This is a genomic window from Streptomyces sp. NPDC047081 (assembly GCF_040643775.1).
Taxonomy (GTDB): Bacteria; Actinomycetota; Actinomycetes; order Streptomycetales; family Streptomycetaceae; genus Streptomyces.
Window position 1 is genome coordinate 578,903 of the sequence record NZ_JBEYUY010000001.1, and the last position, 16,867, is coordinate 595,769.

Consider the following 16,867-nt stretch of genomic DNA (forward strand, 5'->3'; position numbering starts at 1 on the left):
GTCAGGCGCTGTTGCTTCCCTACGCCAACTGACCGCCCCGTTCGACGACATCCCCGGCTAGGTCGACCGGCCCCACACCCGCCCGGCGCGCCAGCGCGACCGCGGCGAGGGTGGAGTGGACGCCCAGTTTGCCGAGGACGTTCTGCATGTGGGTGCGGACCGTGTGCGGGGAGAGGAAGAGCCGCTCGGCGACGGCCTTGCGGCCGAGGCCCGCGACCATGCACCGGAGCACCTCCCGCTCCCGCGGGGTCAGCGACTCCACGAGCCGTTCGCTCTCGGTGCGGTGTTTGCGCGCCGCCGTCAGCTCCCGCAGGACGCCCGTGAGCAGGGCCGGCGGCAGATGGGTCTCGTCGCGCAGTACCCCTCGTATGACATTGAGCAGCCGGGACAGCGAGCAGTCCTTGGCGACCCAGCCGGAGGCCCCGGCCTGCAGGGCGAGCGCCGCCCGCCGGGGATCGTCCTTCTCGGCGAGCACGACGATCCGTACGCCCGGCTGCGCGGTGCGCACCCCGGCGACCAGCGAGATCCCGTCGACGAGCCCGTCCTCGTTGTTGTCCTGGACCGGCACGGCGGGGCGTATGCCCTGTACGTTGCCGCCCAGATCGGAGTCGACCAGCAGTACGTCGAAACGGCGCCCCTCGGCGGCCGCGCGCTCCAGGCTGCGCAGCGCGGCGGGACCGCTGCCCGCGGCGGAGACGTCGACGTCGGGCTCGGCCGCCAGGGCGGCGGCGAGCGACTCGGCGAAGATGCGGTGGTCGTCGACGACCAGCACTCGGATGCGAACCACGAAACCCCCTTCCCCAAGCTCCTTGAAGAGCAGGGGATACCCCTTTGTCGGGAGACGGTACGGGCGCAGGTACGACGCCCGAAGCGCGATGGCCCACCACGGCCGCCGCCGTGCGGAAACTGCTACCCCCACTTCGGGTGTCGTACCCGACTGTCTCGCCCCCTGATCAGCACCGGCCCCCACCGGTGCTGTTCATCAGGGTACGGCCGGGGGCCGGGAGCGGAAGGTAATTTGCAGAACTGGCCGACCGACGCGTTTATGGTGAGCCGCATGTTTCGTCTTGAGACAGAAGTCGACAAGGCCCGGCGCGATCTTCTCCGAATGCGGCTGCGGGACACCAACACGGCGGCCTCCCCCGTGCTCCGCGCCCTGCGCGGAACCCCAGGTGAACGCGAACTTCCGCTCCACGTCTGGGCGTTGGCGGAAGGAGGCGAACTCGCCGGCGGACTCGTCGGCCACACCTGGACGAGCTGGCTGCACATCACCTACCTGTGGGTCGACGAGACCCACCGCGGCACCCGCCTGGGTTCGCAACTGCTCGCGGAGGCGGAACGGATCGCGAGCGGCGAACGCGGCTGCGACCGCTCCCGGGTGGAGACGTGGGACTTCCAGGCCCCGGGGTTCTACAGGAAGCAGGGGTACGAGGTGGTGTGCGTGATCCCCGACTATCCGCCGGGGATCACGGAGTACACGCTGACGAAGCGACTCAACTGAGTCGGCGCGCGCCCGCCGCGGGCACCGCCTCGAAGACGCGCGGCGCGGTGAAGCCCGCCGCCGCGAACGCCTCCTCGACCGCCTTCGAGATCGTGTCCACCTCGCTCGCCTCCGCCAGGACGATCGCCGAGCCGCCGAAGCCGCCGCCGGTCATGCGGGCGCCCAGGGCGCCGGAGGCGAGGGCCGTGTCGACGACCAGGTCCAGCTCCGGGCAGGAGATGCGGAAGTCGTCGCGGAGGGAGGCGTGGCCGGCCACCAGGACCGGGCCGATCGCGCGGGTCTCGCCCGACTCCAGCAGCGCGACCACCCGCTCCACCCGCTCGTCCTCGGTGACGACGTGCCGGACCAGCCGGACCGCCTCCTCGTCGTCCCCGAGTTGGGCCAGGGCGTCGTCGAGACCGTCGTACGGGACATCCCGCAGCGCGTCCACGCCCAGCAGCGCCGCGCCCCGCTCGCAGCCCGCCCGGCGCTTGCCGTACTCGCCGTCGCTGTGGGCGTGCTTGACCTGGGTGTCGACCACCAGCAGGCGCATGCCCTCGGCGGCCAGGTCGAAGGGGATCTGCTTCTGGGAGAGGTCCCGGGTGTCGAGGAACAGGGCGTGGCCCTCCTCGCAGCACGCGGAGGCCGTCTGGTCCATGATCCCGGTCGGCGCGCCCACGTAGACGTTCTCGGCGCGCTGGCACAGCCGGGCCAGCTGCCAGCGCTGCAGGCCGAGTTCGTACAGGTCGTTGAGGGCGAGCGCGATGACGACCTCCAGGGCCGCCGAGGACGACAGGCCCGCGCCCGACGGGACCGTCGAGGCGAGGTGGACGTCGGCGCCGGTCACCGCGTGGCCGGCCTCGCGCAGCGCCCAGACCACGCCCGCGGGGTACGCCGTCCAGTTCCGGTCGGACTCGGGGGCCAGGTCGTCCAGGCGCAGCTCGACGACGCCGCCCTCGACGTCCGCCGAGTGCAGGCGCAGTACGCCGTCCTCACGCCGGGAGACGGCCGCGACGGCGGTGTGCGGCAGCGCGAAGGGCATCACGAAGCCGTCGTTGTAGTCGGTGTGCTCACCGATGAGGTTGACGCGGCCAGGCGCCGACCAGACGCCCTCGGGCTCGGTCCCGTAGAGCTCCACGAAACCGCGCTGCACCTGCTCCACTACTGCTCCCTTGCGATCTTCTGCGCGAACTCCCACGCGTCCGCGACGATGCCCGCGAGGTCCGCGCGGGACGGGTTCCAGCCGAGCTTCTCGTGGGCGGCCTGCGCGGAGGCCACCAGGACCGCCGGGTCGCCGCCGCGGCGCGGGGCCACGACCTCCGGGATCGGGTGGCCCGTGACCTTGCGGACCGTCTCGACGACCTCGCGCACCGAGAAGCCCTCGCCGTTGCCGAGGTTGCAGATCAGGTGCTCGCCGGGCGTGGCGTGCCGTACGGCGAGCAGGTGGGCCTCGGCCAGGTCCGCGACGTGGATGTAGTCGCGGACGCAGGTGCCGTCCGGGGTCGGGTAGTCGTCGCCGAAGACCGAGATGGCCTCGCGCCTGCCCTGGGCGACCTGGAGGACCAGCGGGATCAGGTGGGACTCGGGGTCGTGCCGCTCGCCGTACCGCCCGTACGCGCCCGCCACGTTGAAGTAGCGCAGGGAGACCGCGCCCAGGCCGTGGGCGGCCGCCTCGCCGGTGATCATGTGGTCGACGGCGAGCTTGGTGGCGCCGTACGGGTTGGTGGGGGCCGTCTCGGCGGTCTCGACGATCGGGACCTCCTTCGGCTCGCCGTACGTGGCGGCCGTGGAGGAGAAGACCAGCTTGCGGACGCCGGCCTCGCGCATCGCGCCGAGCAGCGCCATGGTGCCGCCGACGTTGTTCTCCCAGTACTTCTCGGGCTTGACGACGGACTCGCCGACCTGGGACGAGGCGGCGAAGTGCAGCACCGCCTCGAAGGAGGGGTCCAGCCACTTGGCGGCGTCCCGGATGTCGCCCTCGACGAACGTCGCGCCGGACGGGACGCCCTCGCGGAAGCCGGTCGAGAGGTTGTCGAGGACGACGACCTCGTGGCCGGCCTCCAGCAGGTGCTGGGCCACGACACTGCCGACGTAACCCGCGCCACCCGTCACCAGGTACTTCATCAACTCGCTACCTCTCGCAGTCGCTCGGCCGCGGCCTCCGGCCGGATGTCGTTGATGAACACGCTCATGCCGGACTCGGAACCCGCGAGGAACTTCAGCTTGCCGGAGGTCCGGCGGATGGTGAAAAGCTCGAGGTGGAGCGCGAAGTCGTCACGGTTGACGCCCTCGAACTCCTCCAGCGCGCCGAACGGGGCCTGATGCCAGGCCGCGATGTACGGCGTCTTGGGCTCACCCTCGCCGAAGATCCGGTCGAAGCGCCTCAAGAGTTCCAGATAGACCTTGGGGAACTCTGTGCGCGCCTCCTCGTCGAGCCCGAGCAGGTCCGGCACCCGGCGCTTCGGGTACAGGTGGACCTCGTACGGCCAGTGCGCGGAGTACGGCACGAAGGCGACCCAGTGTTCACCCTCCAGGACGACCCGCTCACCGGCGAGTTCGCTGTCGAGAACGGCGTCGAAGAGGTTCTCACCTCCCGTCGCCTCCTTATGAGTTGCGAGTGAACGCAGCATCAGGGCGGTGCGCGGGGTGGTGAACGGGTACGCGTAGATCTGGCCGTGCGGGTGACCGAGCGTCACGCCGATCTCCTCGCCGCGGTTCTCGAAGCAGAACACCTGTTCCACGGAGGAGAGATGCGACAGCTCCGAGGTGCGGTCCGTCCACGCCTCCAGGACCAGCGCGGCCTGCTCCTCGGTGAGGTCGGCGAAGGAGGCGTTGTGGTCGGAGGTGAAGCAGACCACCTCACAGCGGCCGGAGTCGCCGGCCAGCGAGGGGAAACGGTTCTCGAAGACCACGACGTCGTACGACGAGTCCGGGATCTCGCTGAGCCGGTCGCCCTCGGAGGGGCACAGCGGACACTCGTCGGCCGGCGGGTGGTAGGTGCGGCCCTGGCGGTGCGAGGCGATCGCCACCGAGTCGCCGAGCAGCGGGTCGAGGCGGATCTCGGAGGTCGTGACGGTCCGCTCCAGCGGACGCCGGTCCACCGCGTCCCGCACGTTGTCGTCGCGCAGGTCGTAGTAGATGAGCTCGCGACCGTCGGCCAGCCGGGTCGAGGTCTTCTTCACTGCGACTCCCTATTCGAGCCACTCAATCATCAAACAGAACCGAACACATCGAAACACAACGCACCACCAGCGTCAACGTCGCAATCAAACAAAGGACACCAGCTGACGTGTTGAATAACCAGGTGCATATCCCCCCATACCTGGCCGCCGAGCTCCGCCTCCCCACGAACGGGCTCGACTACACGATCCTCGGCATCTACTTCGCCGTCGTCCTGGGCATCGGCTTCGCCGCCCGCAGATCCGTGAAGACGAGCCTCGACTTCTTCCTCTCCGGGCGCTCACTGCCCGCCTGGATCACCGGTCTGGCGTTCATCTCCGCCAACCTGGCCGCCACCGAGATCCTGGGCATGGCGGCCAACAGCGCGCAGTACGGCGCGTACACCGTGCACTGGTACTGGATCGGCGCCATCCCGGCCATGGTCTTCCTCGGCCTGGTGATGATGCCGTTCTACTACGGCAGCAAGGTGCGCTCGGTGCCCGAGATGCTGCTGCTGCGCTTCGACAAGTGGGCACACCTGCTGAGTTCGATCCTGTTCGCCTTCGCGGCTGTTCTGATCGCCGGTGTGAACCTGTACGCCCTCGCCATCGTGGTCGAGGCGCTGCTCGGCTGGCCGCAGTGGGTGGCGATCCTGGTCGCCGGCGCCTTCGTGCTCGCGTACATCACCCTCGGCGGTCTCTCCTCGGCGATCTACAACGAGGTGCTCCAGTTCTTCGTGATCCTGGCCGCCCTCATCCCGATCGTCGTGCTGGGCCTGAAGAAGGTGGGCGGCTGGGGCGGCCTGACCGACAAGCTCACCGCGACCCACGGCTCCAACTTCACCACCGCGTGGGGCGGCACCGGCATCGGCAGCGACAACCCGCTGGGCGCGAACTGGCTGACCATCGTGCTGGGGCTCGGCTTCGTGCTGTCCTTCGGGTACTGGACGACGAACTTCGCCGAGGTGCAGCGGGCGCTGTCCGCGAAGAACCTCTCGGCCGGGCAGCGGACGCCGCTGATCGCCGCGTACCCGAAGATCTTCATCGTCTTCCTGGTGATGATCCCGGGGCTGGTCGCGGCCGCGCTGGTGCCGAAGATCGGGACCTCCGGGTCCGACCTGCAGTACAACGACGCGATTCCCTACCTGATGGAACAGCTGCTGCCGAACGGCGTGCTGGGCATCGCGGTGACCGGCCTGCTCGCGGCCTTCATGGCCGGTATGGCGGCCAACGTCTCGTCCTTCAACACGGTGTTCACGAACGACATCTGGGGCCGGTACGTGGTGAAGGGGCGGGAGGACGAGTACTACGTCCGCTTCGGGCGCCTGATCACGGTGATCGGCGTCGCGGCGTCGGTCGGCACGGCGTTCCTCGCCTCGTCCTTCTCGAACATCATGAGCTACCTCCAGACGCTGTTCTCCTTCTTCAACGTGCCGATGTTCGTGGTCTTCATCGTCGGCATGTTCTGGAAGCGGGCGTCCACGAAGTCCGGCTTCTGGGGGCTGCTCGCCGGCACGGTCACGGCGATGGTCAACTACTTCGTCCTCTACAAGAAGGACATCATCAGCATCCCCTCCGACCAGGGCGCGAACTTCGTCTCCGCGATCGCCGGGTTCGTGGCGGGCGCGGTGGTCATGGTGATCGTCTCCCTCTTCACCAAGCCGAAGCCGGCGGAGGAACTGCAGGGCCTGGTGTACGGCACCCGGTCACCCGGCATGGAGGAGCCGCCCGGGGAGGGCGACGACGCGTGGTACCGCAGGCCGGCGCTGCTGGGTTGGGGCGCGGTGGTCATCGCGGCGGCCTGCTACATCCCGTTCTCGTTCTGATCGCACACTGAAAGAGAGGTGACGAGACCATGTCCGACTATTCCGAGCGCGATGTCCAGCGTGAGGTCAGCGAACTCCAGCAGAAGTCCGCGACCGCCGCGCGCATCTTCGATCTGCGGCGCATCATCGGCGGGCTGTTCGTGCTGTACGGGTTGATCGTCGGGATCACGGGGCTGGTGGACGACCAGGCGGCGATCGACAAGGCGCAGGGCGTCAACATCAATCTGTGGACCGGGCTGGGGATGCTGTTGCTGGGCATCTTCTTCCTGGTGTGGCTGAAGCTCCGGCCTACTCCGCCGCCGCTTCCTCCGGTGGAGGAGGAGGGGGCGGAGTAGCGCCGTTGGTTTTCGGTCGTGTGCCGGGTGCGGGTCGTGGGGGCTGGTCGCGCCCACGCGGCGGAGCCGCATATCGGTACAGCCCCGCGCCCCTGGGGCGTTACTCCGGGGCGGAATTCACCGGGCCCGCCCTGTCCAGCAGGCCTGTCCTCGCCGCCAAGGCCGCTGCCTCCAGGCGGGAACCCACCCCCAGCTTCATCAGGACCCTCTGGACGTGCGTGCGGGCCGTGCTGGGGGCGATGCCCATGCCTGCTGCTATCAGGCGGGTGTCCTCGCCGTCCGCGACTCTGACCAGGACCTCCACTTCCCTCGGGGTGAGCATCTGGAGGAGGCGCTGGCCCTCGTCGTCGGGCTGGGCGGCGGGGTTGAGGAGTTCGCTGAAGGCGCCCTGGAGGAGCTGGGGGGCCACCGCCGCCTCTCCGGCCCTCGCCTTCATGATCGCTCGTTCCACGCCCTCGATGCGCTCGTCATGGCGTACATAGCCGGAGGCGCCCGCCGCGAAGGCCGCCGCGATGCCCCGGGGGCTCGGCACCGGGCCAAGCACCAGGACCGCCACCTGCGGACGCTCCCGCTTGATCTTCACCACCGGGTCGAAGATGCCCGGCTCGGCCGGTGTCGCCGTACCCAGCAGGCACACCTCCGGCGCACGGGTGATCACCAGCTCCGCCGCGCCCGCGGCGGGCGCGGCCGCGGCGAGCACCCGGTGCCCGCGCAGCTTCAACGCCGAGGCCAGCGCCTCGGCGAGCAGTCGGTGGTCGTCGACCACCATGAGCCGAACTCCCATCGAGCAACCCCCCAGTCCCCCCAATGGATCCCCACGGATGCCCCACTATGGATGCCCACTGGTCCGCGCGGACAGGAGCCCCCTCCCGGCTCCCCCGCTCTTCATGCCCCCGGAAGCTACACGCTTGTTCGACGTTGCGCTCCCCCTACCGGTGAGAAGTGCCCCGGATCGGCGGAATATCTTGCATATCTTGGTTTCCTCGCATTCGAGTTTGATGGGTGGTACGCGCACGGCCCCGCCCCTGAGCAGGGGCGGGGCCGCGGACGGCGCGCAGTGGTTCAGTCGCCGGTACCGAACGCCAGTGCCAGGTACTTCTTCCCGTAGGTGGAGCCCTTGTCGGCGAACTCCCCCGCCATGTACAGGTGGCCCTGCGCGTAGAGGATCTCCGAGTAGTCCGGCGACATCGAGGTCTCCGCCTCGCGCGCGGTGCCCGAGGCCGGGTTCTCCAGCAGCTTGGTCTCCTTGAAGGAGCCGCCGTCGATGCTGACGATCTGGCCGCCCTTGTCGTACGGCGGCCGCTTGTACGCGATCACGTTGCCGGCGTCCATGCGCAGCGGGGTGATCGTGTAGCCGTCGCCCGCGTCGGCGCGCTGGCCGGTCTGCTTGCCGGTGGCGAGGTCGAAGGCGACGATCTCGTTGGTCCGGCTGTACGACTTGGAGCCGTCGTGCTCCTCGGTCGGCACGTACAGGCGGCCGTTGCCGACCGCGACGCCCGTGCAGTACTCGATCCTGGAGATCGCGTCGCAGCGGGCCGCGTACTGCTTGCCGGGCGCCGAGATGCGGGTGATCAGCTTGCCGGTCTTGTTGTCGACGGAGTAGAAGTCCGAGATCTCGCTGCCGTCGCCCGCGCTGTCGCCCGCGTCGGCGGCGACGACCAGCGGGTCCGTCGACACGATGGCGGCGTACTCGATGCCCTGGGTCATCTTGTACTCCGAGATCACCTCGCCGGACTCCGGGTCGATGGTCTGGATGTGCAGCACGCGCTCGCCGTAGTCGCCGCACTTGAGGACGGCGACCAGCTTCTCGCCGCCCGCGTAACCGGCGTCGTAGCAGCTGTCGCTGGGCTTCGGCGCCCACAGCTGCTTGCCGCTGGTCAGGTCGAAGGCGACGCCTCCGCTGGTGCCGCCGGCGGCGACCGTGTTCGCGCTGACGGTGACATTGCCATACGTCAGCAGGCTGCCGTCGGAGTCGACCGACTTGGTCCACAGCTTCTTTCCGGCGTCCAGGTCGATCGCGGCGACCTGGCTGCAGCCCGCCGAACTGCCCTTGGGGGGCATCTTCGGCTGGAAGACGACCGCGGCCTTCCCGTCGTCGGTGGTGTGCTCACTGACCGTGCAGACCGGGCCGGGCAGCTTGATCGTCCACAGCTTGGTGCCCTTGTCGGGGTCGTACGCGTTGATCTCGGCGACACCGCTCTTGATGTACGCCTTGTCGGTGAGCCAAGAGCCGTCGACCACGGTGGTGTCGGTGACCTTGGGCACGGGGAGCGTGAACGACAGCTGGGCGTTGGTGTCGGCGGGCACCTTCTCCTGGCCCTTGCCGTCGACGCCGCCACTGCCTCCGGCGTCCTCCGTGCCGCCGGTACCGCCGGTGGTGCTCGCGGTGTCGTCCTTCTTGTTCCCGTCCCCGTCACCGGACTTGGCGTACCAGATGCCGCCGACGACGAGTGCTACGGCGACGATCGCGGAGAGGGCGACGATCAGCGGTGTGTTGACCTTGCGGCCGGTGGGCTGACCGGGCTGCGGGTACGGCGGTGTGACGGCACCCGGCGGGTAGCCGTAACCCGGCTGCTGGGCATAGGGGTTGGGCGGCTGGCCGTACGGGGGCGTGGGCTGACCGTAGGGCGGGGCGGGGGGCGGCACGGGCTGGCCGTACGCACCCGGCTGCCCGTACGGCTGCTGCGGGGCCTGCGGCGGCCCCGGGGGAGCTTGGGGAGCCTGGGACGGCTGGGGTGCCTGCGGGTAGCCGTAGCCCGGCTGTGCGGGCGGCTGGGGGGCGCCGTAGCCCGGCTGGGGGGCGGGTGGCTGCGGCGGGCCGAAACCCCCTTGCTGCGGAGGCTGGTTGGGTGGTGGGGGTGGGGGCTGGGTCATGGTGTGGGTACCTCTGTGAGCGGGCGCGGGGGTGGGGAGGGGCTACTTGCCGTAGGCGAGGATCAGCTTCGCCTTGGAGTCGTCGCTGCCGCTCAGCCGGGTGGAGGAGATGAAGAAGCGTCCGTCGACCCAGTCGAAGGCCTTGGAGTAGAAGCCGCTCTCCAGGCTCGCGGTGGACTGCGGATTCCGCAGCAGCGTCACGGGCTTGTGCGTCGAGCCGCCGGTCGCGATGGAGACGACCTGGCCGCCCGCGTCGTACGACGGCTCGACGTAGGCGACGAGCTTGCCGCCCTCGACCCGCATCGGCAGCATCGACTCGTCCGCCGGTGACTTGACGCGCCACTTCTCCTTGCCGTTGGCGAGGTTGATCGCGACGATCTCGTTCGGCCCGGTGGTGGCCTTCGTCGGCAGGTAGAGGGTCGTGGAGTCGGCGGCCACGCCCTCGCAGCCCTGCAGGTCGCGCGAGAGGATCGCCCAGCCGCACTCGGGCGCGAAGTCCTCGTCGAAGGAGACCTGCGAGCGGAACTTCCCGGTGGCGGTGAAGGCGGAGATGTTCCAGGCCTTCTTGTCCTCGTTCGTGCTGTAGACGACGAGCGGGTCGACGGAGAAGGTCCGCGCGACGGACCAGCCCTTGTCGAACTTCTGCGTCCACTTGGTCCTGCCGGTCGTGGGGTCGAGCTCCTGGATCTCGTCGTGCGCGCTCGCCTCGCCTGCCTGGCAGGACGCGACGGAGATCAGCCGGCCGCCGCCCGCGAACGCGGTCGGGAAGCAGGCGTCGCCGTACTTCGTCTTCTCGAACAGCTTCTTGCCGCTGTCGACGTCATAGGCCACGCCGGACTGCGCGCGGCCCGCCATCACGGTCTTGCCGGTGATGGACAGCGAGAGCGTGACGGTGCCGTCGAACAGCGCGCCCTCGGGGAGCGTGCCGCTCCAGCCCTTCGCGCCGGTGTTCAGGTCGAGCTGCTGGAGCTTGTTGCAGCGGGCGCGGCTGCTGGTGCCGCTCTCGTACGCCACCACGACCTTGTCGTCGGCCGACTTCTGCGGGGTGACCGCGCAGATCTTCTGCGGGAAGGCGATCGGGCCCCAGGCCGTCTCGCCGTCGCCCACGGCGTAGGCGAAGACCTGCTTGTACGCCGCCTTCACCGCCGTCTTGTCGGTGATCCACATGCCGGGCGCGTCGGCGCCGGAACCGGGCGCGTCCGGCGGCGACTTGTACCAGAGGACCTTGTCCTCGCCGCTCTGGCGGCCGTCGTTGTAGCCGTCCGGGTCGGTACCGCCGCCGTTCCCGTCGGTGGAGCCGGTCGGGTCGGGGGATGCCGAGTCCTTCGCGTCGTCGCTCTGCCCGGCGACCGGCTTCTTGTCGCCGTCTCCCCCGCTGCTCAGGGCGAAGACGGTGCCGCCGATGACGGCCAGCGCGGCGACGACCGCGGCGACGATCAGGACCGGCTTCTTCCTGGAGCCGCCGGGCGGCGGGGTGCCGGGCGCGCCGGGGTACTGGGGCTGCGGCGGGTAGGCGTAGCCGGGCTGGGCGCCGTAGGGCCCCGGCTGCTGCGGCTGCCCGTACGGGCCGGGCTGGGCGTAGGGGCCTGGCTGCTGGCCGTACGGACCCGGTTGTTGGCCGTACTGACCTGGCCGGCCGGGCTGTTGGCCGGGCTGCGGGGCGTACGGGGGTGGCGGCGGGGCGCCGAATGCACCCTGTTGTGGCTGGTCCGGTGGTGGTCCGAAGCCGCCCTGCGGCGGCTGGTTGGGCGGCTGGGTCATCAGCGCGTTCCCCCGTTCAGTCACTGATTTCTAGCCATCAGACGGACCTTTGTATCACCTGTCACTGACAACGCAGGGGGCCGGTTCGTCCCCTGTTCCCAAGGGACGACCGGCCCGTGATGCCCTCGTTACGCGCGCTCACGCGTCCTTCACGCGTCTTCGGCCAACTCCAGCCAGCGCAGCTCCAGCTCGTCCCGCTGACCTGCCAAGTCCCGCAGCTCGGCGTCCAGTTCGGCCACCTTCGCGAAGTCCGTGGCGTTCTCGGCGATCTGCGCGTGCAGCTTGGTCTCCCGCTCGGAGACCTTGTCCAACTGCCGCTCGATCTTCTGCAGTTCCTTCTTCGCGGCACGCTGGTCGGCGGCGCTGCGCTGTGAGGTGTCGGCGGCGGCCTTCTCCGCGACGGGCGCCGAGGCCGCCACCGCCTCCTCCATGCGCTTGCGCCGCTCCAGGTACTCGTCGATCCCGCGCGGCAGCATCCGCAGCGTGGCGTCGCCCAGGAGCGCGAACACCCGGTCCGTGGTGCGCTCGACGAAGAACCGGTCGTGGGAGATGACGATCATCGAGCCGGGCCAGCCGTCGAGGACGTCCTCCAGCTGGGTCAGGGTCTCGATGTCGAGGTCGTTGGTGGGCTCGTCGAGGAAGAGCACGTTGGGCTCGTCCATGAGGAGGCGCAGCAGCTGGAGGCGGCGGCGCTCACCACCCGAGAGGTCACCGACCGGCGTCCACTGCTTCTCCTTGTTGAAGCCGAACGTCTCGCACAGCTGCCCGGCGGTCATCTCCCGCCCCTTGCCGAGGTCGACGCGCTCGCGCACCTGCTGGACGGCTTCCAGCACGCGCGTGTTCGGGTTCAGCTCGGCGACCTCCTGGGAGAGGTAGGCGAGCTTGACGGTCTTGCCGACGTTGACCCGGCCGCCGACGGGCTGGGTCTCGCCCTCGGTGCGCGCAGCCTCGGCCATCGCCCGCAGCAGGGAGGTCTTGCCCGCGCCGTTCACACCGACCAGGCCGATGCGGTCGCCGGGGCCGAGCTGCCAGGTGACGTGCTTGAGCAGCACCTTGGGGCCGGCCTGGACGGTGACGTCCTCCAGGTCGAAGACCGTCTTGCCGAGCCGCGAGGAGGCGAACTTCATCAGCTCGCTGCTGTCCCGGGGCGGCGGTACGTCCTTGATCAGCTCGTTGGCGGCCTCGACCCGGAAGCGCGGCTTCGAGGTACGCGCGGGTGCGCCGCGGCGCAGCCAGGCCAGCTCCTTGCGGACGAGGTTCTGCCGCTTGACCTCCTCGGTCGCGGCGATCCGCTCGCGCTCGGCACGCGCGAAGACGTAGTCGGAGTAGCCGCCCTCGTACTCGTAGACGGCGCCCTTCTGCACGTCCCACATGCGCGTGCACACCTGGTCGAGGAACCAGCGGTCGTGCGTCACGCAGACGAGCGCGGAGCGGCGCTCGCGCAGATGCCCGGCCAGCCAGGCGATGCCCTCGACGTCGAGGTGGTTCGTCGGCTCGTCGAGGACGATCAGGTCCTGCTCCTCGATGAGCAGCTTGGCGAGCGCGATACGGCGCCGTTCGCCGCCGGAGAGGGGCGCGATGACCGTGTCGAGGCCCTGCGGGAAGCCGGGCAGGTCGAGACCGCCGAACAGTCCCGTCAGCACATCGCGGACCTTGGCGTTGCCCGCCCACTCGTGGTCGGCCATGTCCCGGATGACCTCGTGGCGCACGGTCGCCGTCGGGTCAAGGGAGTCGTGCTGGGTGAGGACGCCGAGGCGCAGTCCGCCGGAGTGGGTGACCCGGCCGGTGTCGGTCTCCTCCTGCTTGGCCAGCATCCGGATGAGGGTGGTCTTGCCGTCGCCGTTACGGCCCACGACGCCGATGCGATCGCCCTCGGAGACGCCGAGCGAGACACCGTCCAGCAGCGCACGGGTGCCGTACACCTTGCTGACGTTCTCGACATTGACCAGGTTGACGGCCATTTCTCTCCTGCCCAGGGGGATCGATCAGCCTCCCAGCGTAATGCGCGCCGGTCGGTGACCGATCCCGTGCAGGTCAGGCCTGTGGACAACTGGAAAAGGTCAGCTGGAAGCGGCTGCCCGGACCTCGGTCAGGAGGTCGTACATCGTCTGGCCGGGGCAGTCGGTCTGGAGCCAGTCGCGGTGGCCGCCGACCGTGGTGACGTCCTTGGTGACGCCGTTGACGGGGTTGGTGTAGGTGATCTTCGCCTGCGGGTCGAGGCCATTGAAGCGGGCGATGACCTTGATGAGGCGGGTGAGCGAGGCCTTGGCCGCGTCGGTCGGGGCCTGGTCGACGAGGGTCCCGATCAGGGCGATGCCGAGGTTGCCGGAGTTGAAGCCGGCGGTGTGGAAGGCGGTGACCAGGTTGCCGTCGGGGTCGAAGGCGGGGATGCCGTCGTCGCCGGAGTAGCGGCCCTCGTAGACGTTGCCGGCCTCGTCGATCAGGAAGTGGTAGCCGATGTCGCCCCAGTCCAGGGTGACCGCGTGGTACTCGTAGATCGCGCGGACGGTCGCCGCCGGGTCCGGGTCGCCGTTGGGCGTGTCCGTGTGGTGGACGGTGATCGACTGCAACGCGTAGTACTTCTCCGGCGAGTTGACCTGGCCGTCCTTGTACCGCTTCGACTCGTCGGCGCCCCAGGCCGGCCGGGACAGATAACGCACGCCACGCACGCGCGTGGGCTCGCTCGGCACCTTGAAGGTGCGGTCCGGGCCGCCGGTGGTGTCGATCGCCAGCGAGCGCACGGCCGTCGCCCCGTCCGGCGCCTTCAGCTCGTACGCCGTCGCGGAACCGGCCGCGACCAGTGCCGTACCGCCGCCGTCCACGCTCGCGCAGCCGCCGCCCAGCGACCGCCAGGAGGTGTCGGACGGGAAGCGGATCCCGGCGCCGTCGGCCGCGCCGCTCCAGCGGACGCCGACATAGGAGGCCGCGAAGGAGGTGGTGGCCGTGCCGGCGCCGGTCGCGGCGTCGGTGCGGGTGGTGGGGAACTGCTCCGGCTTCGTACCGGAGTCCGCGGAGTCCGACGTGCCGGAGTCGGTGGCCGCGAAGACCGCCGGGGTCACGGCGGCCGCGCCGGCCACGGCCGCGGCGGCACCGATCACGCCACGACGGGACAGGGACCGCTTCCTGCGGTGGGTGGGGGTGGGGGGTTCGGACACGGGTTGATCCTTCGGCAGTGCAGAGGACGTACGCGCGCGTGCGCGGAGACAACAGCGAGACATCCGCGCGACAGCAGGCGCTTGAAGTATCAACGGACCCTATCCGCCCCACCCGCCCCGTCCGTACTGCCGTCGCAGTACATCCGTGTGGAGATCGGGCGAAGATCGACTACGCCGTCACGCCCCGGCCCCGCCGTAGCGCTGCTGCGGGATCAGCGCGGCCGCGGGCGCCAAGCCCCGTCCGCCGACAGCCCCTTCGCCCACCGGCATGTCGTCGCGCGTGAGGTTCTCCGGGATCAGCACCGCCGCGGTGACACCGCCGTTCGGGGACGACCGCAGCTCGACGCGCAGCCCCTGCCGCTCGCGCAGCCGGTTGACCACGAACAGGCCGATCTGCTTGGCGTCCAGGAGGTCGACCTTGTCGGACTGGATCTTGCGGTTGGCCTCGGCGAGGGCGTCCTCGTTCATGCCGAAGCCGCTGTCCTCCACCTCGATGAGCACGCCGTCGCGCATCCGGGCCGCCCGCAGCTGCACCTTGGTGCTCGGCGGGGAGAACGCGGCCGCGTTCTCCACCAGTTCGGCAAGGAGATGGATCACATCGGCGACGGACCCGCCGACCACGGACACCTTCGGCACCGCCCAGATCTGCACGCGCGGCGCGTTCTCGATCTCGGCGACGGCGGCCCGCAGCACGTCGGCGAGCGCGATCGGGTCGCGCCAGCCGCGGCCGGGCGCGATGCCGGACAGGATGAGCAGGCTCTCGGAGTGACGGCGCATCCGGGTCGCGAGGTAGTCGACGCGGTACAGGTCGTGCAGCTCGGCCGGGTCCTGCTGGCGCTGCTGCATGCCCTCCAGGAGGTCGAGCTGGCGGTGCAGCAGCACCTGGCTGCGGCGCGCGAGGCTGACGTACACCCCGGAGATGCCGCTGAGCAGCTCCGCGCGCTCGGAGGCGGCCTTGAGCGCGGCCCGCTGGACGGCGGTCAACGCGGTGCCCACCTGGGCGAGTTCGTCGCCGACGAGCCGGCGCATGGGCGCTTCGGCGTCGATGTCGACGCCCTGTCCGGCGTGCAGCTTGCGCATGGCCTGCGGGAGCCGGCGCCCGGCCACCTCCAGGGCGTCGTTGCGCAGGTCGAGCAGCTCGACGATGAGCCCGCGCCCGACGAGGACGGAGACCAGCAGCGAGAGCAGCACACCGACCAGACCGAGCACGACGGCGATGCCGGACGCGCCCAGCGTGTCCCAGCCGAAAGGATTCGCCTTGGCCGTGGCACCCGTACCGGCCTGGGTCTCGGCCACCGTCAGCCGGTCGACGACCTCGGAGACCGCCTTGTCCCAGCCCGTCAGGAAACCGGCGGAGACGGCCGAGGCCCCCGGCCCGGCACTGCGCACCCGGTTCTCCACGGCCTGCACGCGCGCGTACCCGGCACCGTCCAGGACCTCCCGGTACGCCGCCCGGTGCGCGGACTTGAGATCGGCGACCGCCGGCTCCAGCAGCTCACGCTGGGTCGCGACGGCGCCCACGAACTGCGCGTACTGCGCCTGTGACAAGGTCCCGCGCGCCTGCGCGCCCCCCAGAAGCGCCTGCTCCTGTGCGAGCGCCTCACGCGCCCGCGCGAGCTCCAGCACCACGCGCGCCTCGGAGGCCGCGTCGGTCCCGCGGTCCCCGCTGAGCCCGCCGGTCACCAGGAAGGCGTCCTCGACGACCGTCGAGTAGTCGGAGTACGCCGTCGCCGGCGCCGCGTTCTTCGCGGTCACCTCGGCCCGCAGCTGCGCCAGCCCTTCCGCGCCCGCCTTCAGCTTGGCGATACGTTTCGGCAGGCTCCCGTTGATGAGAGCGGCGTCGGAACTGGTGGAGTTGATGCCGTCGAGAAGCGCGGCGGCGGCCTTGTCGGTGGCCTTCCGGGCCGTCGCGAAGGCGCCCGGCGCGGCGGCATGCCGCAGGGCGGCGGTCCGCTCGGCCTGCATGGCGGTGACGAAGTCGCCGACCGGGGTGAGGAGTTCGGAGTTGACGTCCTTGGCCCGCTCGGTGTCACCGATGCTGGAGGCGGTGGTCACGGCGGCGAATCCCCACAGTGCCATGAGGGACACGATGGGCAGCATGAGCAGGGACACGATCTTGGCTCGAACCGATCTGGGCCGCAGCCGACCGGACGCGCGCAGAACACGCATGGGGGAACCTCTTCAAGGGGCGGGACAGAAGCGCCCCTTCAGGGGCGCGGGGAACTGCGCGACCAGCCACAACAGGCCCGCAGCCGCCGAAAGACATGACGCGGCACTC

The 16,867-nt window shown here is 70.2% G+C and carries 13 protein-coding genes; 3 read left to right on the plus strand and 10 right to left on the minus strand.

Features of this window, described 5'->3' with window-relative positions:
* Window positions 1-19 precede the first annotated feature (19 nt).
* Window positions 20-787, minus strand: coding sequence for a response regulator transcription factor (locus tag ABZ848_RS02640; protein WP_242765693.1), 768 nt, complete (start codon window positions 785-787; stop codon window positions 20-22).
* Between the two features lie 258 nt (window positions 788-1,045).
* Between ABZ848_RS02640 and ABZ848_RS02645 the strand changes: the two genes are divergently transcribed.
* Window positions 1,046-1,501, plus strand: a complete 456-nt coding sequence (locus tag ABZ848_RS02645; protein ID WP_360824025.1) for a GNAT family N-acetyltransferase — start codon at window positions 1,046-1,048, stop codon at window positions 1,499-1,501.
* Here the strand turns inward: ABZ848_RS02645 and galK are convergent.
* From galK to galT, 3 genes are read right to left on the minus strand one after another with little or no spacing between them, the layout of a single operon-like run.
* Entirely contained in the window at window positions 1,494-2,642 is a 1,149-nt protein-coding gene (gene galK, locus ABZ848_RS02650; protein WP_360824028.1) for a galactokinase, read from the minus strand. The two genes, ABZ848_RS02645 and galK, sit on opposite strands and share 8 nt — an antisense overlap.
* Complete coding sequence (gene galE, locus ABZ848_RS02655) at window positions 2,642-3,604, minus strand: UDP-glucose 4-epimerase GalE (protein WP_360824031.1); 963 nt, start codon at window positions 3,602-3,604, stop codon at window positions 2,642-2,644. Before galE ends, galK begins: the two co-directional genes overlap by 1 nt.
* Entirely contained in the window at window positions 3,604-4,662 is a 1,059-nt protein-coding gene (gene galT / locus ABZ848_RS02660; RefSeq protein ID WP_360824034.1) for a galactose-1-phosphate uridylyltransferase, read from the minus strand. Before galT ends, galE begins: the two co-directional genes overlap by 1 nt.
* Before the next feature lie 122 nt (window positions 4,663-4,784).
* On the opposite strand from galT, the gene ABZ848_RS02665 reads away from it, so the two are divergent.
* Together ABZ848_RS02665 and ABZ848_RS02670 are read left to right on the plus strand one after the other, a co-directional pair.
* Window positions 4,785-6,464, plus strand: a complete 1,680-nt coding sequence (locus ABZ848_RS02665; RefSeq protein WP_360824036.1) for a sodium:solute symporter family protein — start codon at window positions 4,785-4,787, stop codon at window positions 6,462-6,464.
* Between the two features lie 29 nt (window positions 6,465-6,493).
* The gene (locus tag ABZ848_RS02670) at window positions 6,494-6,799 is read left to right on the plus strand and encodes a hypothetical protein (protein WP_360824039.1); all 306 of its coding nucleotides are present in this window, start codon (window positions 6,494-6,496) and stop codon (window positions 6,797-6,799) included.
* A 100-nt stretch (window positions 6,800-6,899) separates the two neighbouring features.
* Here the strand turns inward: ABZ848_RS02670 and ABZ848_RS02675 are convergent, their stop codons facing one another.
* The 6 genes from ABZ848_RS02675 to ABZ848_RS02700 all read right to left on the minus strand — a co-directional run bounded on the left by ABZ848_RS02675 (window position 6,900) and on the right by ABZ848_RS02700 (window position 16,668).
* Window positions 6,900-7,583: a response regulator transcription factor gene (locus ABZ848_RS02675; RefSeq protein WP_242765684.1), complete on the minus strand. Its 684-nt coding sequence runs from the start codon at window positions 7,581-7,583 to the stop codon at window positions 6,900-6,902.
* A gap of 278 nt (window positions 7,584-7,861) precedes the next feature.
* Entirely contained in the window at window positions 7,862-9,673 is a 1,812-nt protein-coding gene (locus tag ABZ848_RS02680; RefSeq protein ID WP_360824042.1) for a PQQ-binding-like beta-propeller repeat protein, read from the minus strand.
* A gap of 42 nt (window positions 9,674-9,715) precedes the next feature.
* Window positions 9,716-11,434 (minus strand): PQQ-binding-like beta-propeller repeat protein, encoded by a 1,719-nt coding sequence (locus ABZ848_RS02685; RefSeq protein WP_360824045.1) that lies wholly within the window; start codon window positions 11,432-11,434, stop codon window positions 9,716-9,718.
* Between the two features lie 149 nt (window positions 11,435-11,583).
* Window positions 11,584-13,395, minus strand: a complete 1,812-nt coding sequence (locus ABZ848_RS02690) for an ABC-F family ATP-binding cassette domain-containing protein (RefSeq protein WP_360824048.1) — start codon at window positions 13,393-13,395, stop codon at window positions 11,584-11,586.
* A gap of 99 nt (window positions 13,396-13,494) precedes the next feature.
* Window positions 13,495-14,589 (minus strand): N-acetylmuramoyl-L-alanine amidase, encoded by a 1,095-nt coding sequence (locus ABZ848_RS02695; protein WP_360824051.1) that lies wholly within the window; start codon window positions 14,587-14,589, stop codon window positions 13,495-13,497.
* 177 nt (window positions 14,590-14,766) lie between these two features.
* Window positions 14,767-16,668: a nitrate- and nitrite sensing domain-containing protein gene (locus ABZ848_RS02700; RefSeq protein ID WP_360824054.1), complete on the minus strand. Its 1,902-nt coding sequence runs from the start codon at window positions 16,666-16,668 to the stop codon at window positions 14,767-14,769.
* Window positions 16,669-16,867: the final 199 nt, after the last annotated feature.

Excerpts from the sequence above, each read along its gene's own strand:
- ABZ848_RS02645 (WP_360824025.1), top strand. The coding sequence starts at position 1,046 with ATGGTGAGCCGCATGTTTCGTCTTGAGACAGAAGTCGACAAGGCCCGG.
- galE (WP_360824031.1), bottom strand. The coding sequence starts at position 3,604 with ATGAAGTACCTGGTGACGGGTGGCGCGGGTTACGTCGGCAGTGTCGTG.
- ABZ848_RS02670 (WP_360824039.1), top strand. The coding sequence starts at position 6,494 with ATGTCCGACTATTCCGAGCGCGATGTCCAGCGTGAGGTCAGCGAACTC.
- ABZ848_RS02675 (WP_242765684.1), bottom strand. The coding sequence starts at position 7,583 with ATGGGAGTTCGGCTCATGGTGGTCGACGACCACCGACTGCTCGCCGAG.
- ABZ848_RS02680 (WP_360824042.1), bottom strand. The coding sequence starts at position 9,673 with ATGACCCAGCCCCCACCCCCACCACCCAACCAGCCTCCGCAGCAAGGG.
- ABZ848_RS02685 (WP_360824045.1), bottom strand. The coding sequence starts at position 11,434 with ATGACCCAGCCGCCCAACCAGCCGCCGCAGGGCGGCTTCGGACCACCA.
- ABZ848_RS02690 (WP_360824048.1), bottom strand. The coding sequence starts at position 13,395 with ATGGCCGTCAACCTGGTCAATGTCGAGAACGTCAGCAAGGTGTACGGC.
- ABZ848_RS02700 (WP_360824054.1), bottom strand. The coding sequence starts at position 16,668 with ATGGCACTGTGGGGATTCGCCGCCGTGACCACCGCCTCCAGCATCGGT.